The sequence below is a fragment of the Micromonospora sp. NPDC049799 genome (assembly GCF_040656655.1).
Taxonomy (GTDB): Bacteria; Actinomycetota; Actinomycetes; order Mycobacteriales; family Micromonosporaceae; genus Micromonospora.
This window is the reverse complement of record NZ_JBFAMU010000322.1, coordinates 1-5757: the sequence shown is the minus strand read 5'-3', so window position 1 is coordinate 5757 and position 5757 is coordinate 1. Positions and strand designations below refer to the sequence as shown.

General features: G+C 75.1%; 6 protein-coding genes. 4 read left to right on the top strand and 2 right to left on the bottom strand.

The features are described 5' to 3' along the window. Window positions 1-123 precede the first annotated feature (123 nt). From AB0I76_RS21075 to AB0I76_RS21065, 3 genes are all read left to right on the top strand, one after another. On the top strand, window positions 124-303 hold the full coding sequence (locus AB0I76_RS21075; RefSeq protein ID WP_357037988.1) for a DUF6104 family protein: 180 nt from the start codon (window positions 124-126) through the stop codon (window positions 301-303). A 185-nt stretch (window positions 304-488) separates the two neighbouring features. Beyond that, on the top strand, window positions 489-2567 hold the full coding sequence (gene pta, locus AB0I76_RS21070; RefSeq protein ID WP_357037985.1) for a phosphate acetyltransferase: 2079 nt from the start codon (window positions 489-491) through the stop codon (window positions 2565-2567). Continuing rightward, entirely contained in the window at window positions 2564-3682 is a 1119-nt protein-coding gene (locus tag AB0I76_RS21065; RefSeq protein ID WP_357037982.1) for an acetate kinase, read from the top strand. The genes pta and AB0I76_RS21065 overlap by 4 nt, the downstream gene beginning before the upstream one ends. Before the next feature lie 4 nt (window positions 3683-3686). Here the strand turns inward: AB0I76_RS21065 and AB0I76_RS21060 are convergent, their stop codons facing one another. Further along, window positions 3687-4238: a DUF3592 domain-containing protein gene (locus tag AB0I76_RS21060; RefSeq protein WP_357037979.1), complete on the bottom strand. Its 552-nt coding sequence runs from the start codon at window positions 4236-4238 to the stop codon at window positions 3687-3689. A 50-nt stretch (window positions 4239-4288) separates the two neighbouring features. Next, a complete protein-coding gene (locus AB0I76_RS21055) occupies window positions 4289-4459 on the bottom strand; it encodes a hypothetical protein (RefSeq protein WP_357037976.1) in 171 nt (56 codons plus the stop codon). 156 nt (window positions 4460-4615) lie between these two features. On the opposite strand from AB0I76_RS21055, the gene AB0I76_RS21050 reads away from it, so the two are divergent. Further along, complete coding sequence (locus tag AB0I76_RS21050) at window positions 4616-5542, top strand: alpha/beta hydrolase (protein WP_357037973.1); 927 nt, start codon at window positions 4616-4618, stop codon at window positions 5540-5542. Window positions 5543-5757 lie beyond the last annotated feature (215 nt).

Genomic DNA, 5757 nt, shown 5'->3' with positions numbered 1-5757 from the left:
CCGCGATTTGCGGGGGGCCCCACCCCCGCCTTTATCTCGCGCCGGCCGCGGGGGGGGGGCGGGCCCCCCCCCCCGGCCCCCCCCCCGACTTCATGCCGGGCCGGCAACCGAGAGGACGTACGCGTGTACTTCACCGACCGTGGCATCGAGGAACTGGTCGAGCGCCGGGGCGAGGAGCAGGTCAGCATCGAGTGGCTGGCCGAGCGCCTGCGCGACTTCGTCGACCTGAACCCCGAGTTCGAGACCCCGATCGAACGCCTGGCCACCCACCTCGCCCGCCTAGACGACGAAGACGACGAGTAGCCCCCCTCCCCCGGCCCGCCCCGGGCCCGCCTCGTTGATCAAGGGGTTTGCGTCAGGCCGAAGATCGAACCTGACGCAAACCCCTTGATCAACCGGGCGACGGCCGGGTGGGGGGCACGGGTGACCGTGGGGGGACGGGGCGGAGGACCCGGGCGGAGGGCTTCGCGATCTTCTAGGGTGGGTGCGTGGCCCGGAGCGTGTATCTGACCAGTGTGGGGTCCGGCGGGGGCAAGTCGACGGTCGCCCTCGGCCTGGCGGAGCTGCTGTCCCGGCAGGTCGAGCGGATCGGGGTGTTCCGGCCGCTGGTCGGCGGGCACGGACCCGATCCCATCCTCGCCCTGCTCAGCAACCGCTACCGGATCGACCTGCCGCCGGCCGACCTGTCCGGCACGACGTACGCCGAGGCGACCGCCCTGGTCGCGGACGGCCGCCGGGAGGAGCTGATCTCCGGCATCGTCGCCCGCTACCGCGAGATCGAGCGGCGCTGCCCGGCCGTGGTCGTGGTGGGTAGCGACTTCGCCGACGGCGGGGACGGCGCCGGCCCCCGTGAACTGGCCTTCAACGCCCGGCTGGCCACCGAGTTCGGCAGCGTGGTGGTGCCGGTGGTCGACGGCCTCGGACAGGAGCCGGCGGCCATCGCGGCGGCGGCGCGCGGGGCTTACCACGACCTGGAGGACCTGGGGGCGACGGTGCTGGCGGTGATCGCGAACCGCGTACCCGAGCCGATGACGCTGCCCGACCTGCCGGTGCCCGCGTACGCCATCCCGGAGGTCCCGACCGTGTCGGCGCCGACGGTGGCCGAGGTGGCGGCGGCGCTCGGCGCCACCCTGCTGGCCGGCGACGACGCCGCGCTCAGCCGGGACGTGCTCGACTACGTGGTGGGCGCGGCACACGTGCCGACCCTGCTGGACCACCTCACCGAGGGGGCCCTGGTGATCACGCCCGGCGACCGGGCGGACCTGCTGGTCGCGGCGAGCGCTGCGCACGTCGCCGGGCAGGTGTCGGTGGCGGGGCTGGTGCTCACCCTCGGCGAGCAGCCCGACCCACGGGCGATGCGGCTGGTGGAGGGGCTGAACACCGGGCTGGCCGTGCTCTCCGTGACGAGCGACAGCTACGACACGGTGGCCGCGTCCAGCCGGATCGAGGGCCGCCCGAGTGCGGGCAACCCCCGCAAGGTGGAGGCCGCGCTGGGCGTCTTCGAGCGGTGCGTCGACACCGACGACCTGGCCCGTCGGCTGCGCGTGAGCCGCTCGGAGCGGGTCACGCCGCTGATGTTCGAGTACGACCTGCTCGACCGCGCGCGGGCGCAGCGCCGGCACCTGGTGCTGCCGGAGGGCGGCGAGGAGCGGATCCTGCGGGCCACGGAGATCCTGCTGCGCCGGGGCGTGGCCGACCTGACGCTGCTCGGCCGGCCGGACGACATCGCCCGGCGTACCCGCGAGCTGGGCATCGACATCGGCGGGGCGCGGGTGGTCGACCCGGTCACCAGCGAGTGGCGGGACGAGTTCGCCGCCGCGTACGCGCGGCTGCGCGCCCACCGGGGCGTCACCGCCGAGCTGGCCCACGACATCGTGGCGCAGCCCAACTACTTCGGCACGATGATGGTGCACAGCGGGTACGCCGACGGGATGGTCTCCGGGGCGACCCACACCACCGCCGCCACCATCCGGCCCGCCTTCGAGATCATCCGGACGCTGCCGGACGTCTCCATCGCCTCCAGCGTCTTCTTCATGCTGCTCGCCGACCGGGTGCTGGTGTACGGGGACTGCGCGGTCAACCCCGACCCGGACGCCGCCCAGCTCGCCGACATTGCGATCTCCTCGGCGGACACCGCCGCCCGCTTCGGCATCGAACCGCGGATCGCCATGCTGTCGTACTCGACCGGCAGCTCCGGTGCGGGCGCGGACGTGGAGAAGGTCGCCGCGGCGACCCTGCTGGTGCGGGAGCGCCGGCCGGAGCTGCTGGTGGAGGGGCCGATCCAGTACGACGCGGCGATCGACCCGGCGGTGGCGGCGACGAAGCTGCCCGGGAGTGAGGTCGCCGGCCGGGCGACGGTCTTCATCTTCCCGGACCTGAACACCGGCAACAACACCTACAAGGCGGTGCAGCGCTCCGCCGGGGCGATGGCCGTCGGGCCGGTGATCCAGGGTCTGCGCCGGCCGGTGAACGACCTGTCCCGGGGCGCCACCGTCCCGGACATCGTGAACACGGTGGCGATCACCGCCATCCAGGCCGCGGCGTCGTCGGAGGAGGAGGGCGCGTGACCGCCGACCGGGTGCTGGTGCTGAACTGCGGGTCGTCGTCGGTGAAGTGGCGGCTCTACGACGGTGACGAGGTGGTCGACAAGGGCACCGTCGAGCGGGTCGGAGAGCCCGGTGGCGGCCCGGCCGACCACTCCGCCGCCATCCGCGAGGTGCTGGCCGGACTGGACCTGACCGGGCTCACCGCGGTCGGCCACCGGGTGGTGCACGGCGGGATGCTGTTCGGGGAGCCGGTCCTGATCGACGACGCGGTGCTCGCCGCGATCCGTGACCTGGTGCCGCTCGCGCCGCTGCACAACCCGGCCAACCTGGCCGGCATCGAGGTCGCCCGGGCGGCGCTGCCGGACGTCGCGCAGGTCGCCGTCTTCGACACCGCGTTCCACACCACCCTGCCGGAGGCCGCCGCCACGTACGCGATCGACCGGGACACCGCCCAGCGGTACGGCATCCGCCGGTACGGCTTCCACGGCACCTCGCACGCGTACGTCTCCCGGCGCACCGCCGAACTGCTCGGCCGGCCGTACGACGAGGTCAACACCATCACCCTGCACCTCGGCAACGGGGCCAGCGCGTGCGCGGTCGCCGGTGGCCGCAGCGTGGCCACGTCGATGGGCATGTCCCCGCTGGAGGGCCTGGTGATGGGCACCCGCAGCGGCGACCTGGACCCGACGGTGATCTTCCACCTGCGCCGGGAGGGCGGGCTCGGCGTCGACGACATCGACGACCTGCTCAACCACCGCAGCGGACTGCTGGGGCTGACCGGCGCCAACGACATGCGCGAGGTGCTGGCGCGACGGGCCGACGGCGATCCGGCGGCGTCGCTGGCGTTCGACGTCTACTGCCGGCGGATCACCGGCTACGTGGGGGCGTACTACGCGCTGCTGGGCCGGGTGGACGCGGTCACCTTCACGGCCGGTGTCGGAGAGCACGCCGCGCCGGTGCGGGCGGCCGCTCTGGCCGGGCTGGAGCGGCTCGGCATCGCCGTCGACCCGGAGCGCAACGCCGGCAGCGGCGACCGCGTCATCTCACCGGACGGCGCGGAGGTCACCGTCTGCGTGATCGGCACCGACGAGGAGCGCGAGATCGCCCGCTCCGCCCGGGCCGTGGCCGCCGCCTGACCCGTCACCGGGCCGTTCGGCGGCGCTGGCGTCGGGCGGCACGGGTACGCCGCATCCGGGCCGTGCCGGGACCGCGCCGGGGCGGCTCGGCGCCGGGACGGTCGAACAGGCCGGTCGACACGAGGGCCGCGAAGCCGAAAACCGCACCCGACGCGGCCACCAGCAGCCCGAACGGGATGCCGGTCCAGGAATTGAGGAAGAAGACCGAGTCGTCGGTGTTGCCGTTGGCGGCCACGAACTCCTCGGGGCGCTCGGGATCGACCCGGAGCGCCATCACCTCGGGCGGTTCACGAGTGCAGCCGCCGGCCGAGCCGCAGAGGATGCGCGTGGAGTACCGGGTGCCGTCGACGTCGTACGAGACCCGGATCGTGTCGGTGCCGCCGCCGCGCCCGACGGTGTCCCTGCGCCCGGTCACCTGTGCCTGGACCGGGACGCCCTCCACGCGCAGCCGTTCGGCCTTGATGTGCAGGTGCCACTTGTAGGAGCCGGTTGCAGCCGCGTACGTCAAACCGGCGACCAGCAGCAGCAGGCCGACGACCGCGCTGCCCCGGTGCACGGCCCGCAGGCGGGCGAGGAGGCCCGGTGGGCGCCCCAGCCCGGTCTCGCTCAGCTCAGGGCCAGCCAGGCGACGACGGCGACCAGGACGACCGCGACCACGGCCACGCCGACGAGCAGCGGCGTCCGGGACGCGGCGGCCGGGGCCTCCGGCTCGGCGGGGTTCGCGAAGGCGCGGAACGCCGCGGTGTTGCCGCTCGGGTCGGTGAAGTTCTCAGACATGCCGGTGACCATAGCGAAGCCCGTCGAGTCCGTCCGACCCGTCCACGGCGTGGCGCGAGGTCCGGCCGGGCGGTCGGCCGGATCCGGCCGGGTGGCGCGTGGAGCCGGTCCGGACGGCGGGGCCACGCCTGCCCGGTGGACCCCTACCGTGGACCCGTGGGGGTGGGGGGCTTTCGCACCGGCGGTCGGCCCGCGCCGGCCGGGAAACGGCTGGTCGCGGCGCTGCTGACGGCGCTGCTGGCGGGCTGCGGCCCGGCCACCGCCGCGACCGGTGGACCGGCGCCGGCACGGGTGGCACCGACCGGGACGTACGCGGTCGGCGTGCGGACCTTCACCGTCGACGCGCGTTCGGTGCGCCCCCTGCCGGTCACCGTCTGGTATCCGACCCGGGCCGGTGCGGTGGCGGACGGGCGGTTCCCCCTGGTCGTCTACAGCCACGGGCTGCACAGCCTGCCGGAGCTGCACGCCGGCCTGACCACCCGCTGGGCCGCCGCCGGGTTCGTGGTCGTCGCGCCCGCCTACCCGCACACCCGGCGCGGTGCGCCCCGGTTCGACCGCGCCGACGTACGCCACCAGCCCGCCGACGCGTGGCGGGTGGTCCGCCACCTGCTTCGCCTGGACTCCCGGGGCGGGGACCCGCTCGCCGGGCACCTGGATCTCACGCGGATCGCCGCCGCCGGGCACTCGGCGGGCGGCTTCACCACCGCCGGCATGTTCACCACCGGGCACTCGGCCCGGCTGCGCGCCGGCATCGTGCTCGCCGGTGGCGGGATGGCCGGCAGCTTCGCCGGGCAGACCGCCCCGGTGCTCTTCGTGCACGGCACCCACGACCGGATCGTGCCGATGACCGTCGGCCGGGCCGCGTACGACCGCACGACCGGCCCGGCCGCCTTCCTGAGCGTCCTCGGGCAGGGCCACGGCGAGTACCTGATCCCGGGCCGTCCCGGCTTCGACCCGGTGCTCACCACCACCACCGACTTCCTCCGCTGGACGCTCTACGACGACCCGGCCGCCGGGCGCCGGCTCCCCGCCGACGCCACCTCCCCCGGCGTCACCGCCTACGAGGACCGCCTCGCCCCCTGACCACCGCCTCACCCCCTGACAACCGGCGAGCCCGCCGGCACGGTGCGTCGATCCCGGCCGGGCGGCCCCCGCGGGCGAGGCACAATCGGATTCATGTCGCCTCGCGTCACCGCCGCCCTGCTCGCCGCCCTGGTCACCGCCGGCCTGGTCGGCTGCTCCACCGATGCCGTCCCGACCGCCCGCCCGGCGGCACCGGCCGCGCCGCCGCCGGTCGC